The following is a 444-nucleotide window of genomic DNA, read 5'->3' as shown; positions in this document are numbered from 1 at the left end:
GGAATCCCTCCCAATCAACAGAGGTTGATCTTTGCTGGAAAGCAGCTGGAAGATGGACGTACCCTCTCGGACTACAATATCCAGAAGGAATCCACCCTCCACCTGGTGTTGAGGCTTCGTGGTGGCGCTAAGAAACGCAAGAAGAAGAATTACTCCACACCCAAGAAGATCAAGCACAATAAGAAGAAGGTCAAACTAGCCGTCCTCAGGTTTTACAAGGTCGACGAGAACGGTAAGATCCACCGTCTGCGGCGCGAGTGCACAGGCGAGCAGTGCGGCGCCGGAGTGTTCATGGCGGTGATGGAGGACCGTCACTACTGCGGGAAGTGTCACAGCACGATGGTCTTCAAAGACGACGACAAATAAATAAGTCCCCTCTAGCCTGTAAGGAACGCTCGCGACTGCTGTGTATGATGGATTTTAAATAAAATCTTGACACAGTGT

At 50.9% G+C, this 444-nt stretch carries 1 protein-coding gene; it reads left to right on the top strand.

Annotation, left to right across the window (positions count from 1 at the left end; genetic code table 11):
• Positions 1 to 366: ubiquitin-40S ribosomal protein S27a family protein (locus F0L68_RS45765; protein ID WP_223199631.1), on the top strand; the 366-nt coding region annotated here is incomplete at its 5' end.
• Positions 367 to 444 lie beyond the last annotated feature (78 nt).

The sequence above is a fragment of the Solihabitans fulvus genome (assembly GCF_008386585.1).
Lineage (GTDB): Bacteria > Actinomycetota > Actinomycetes > Mycobacteriales > Pseudonocardiaceae > Solihabitans > Solihabitans fulvus.
The sequence above is the reverse complement of the archived record's forward strand: the minus strand, read 5'-3'. Positions and strand labels throughout refer to the sequence as shown.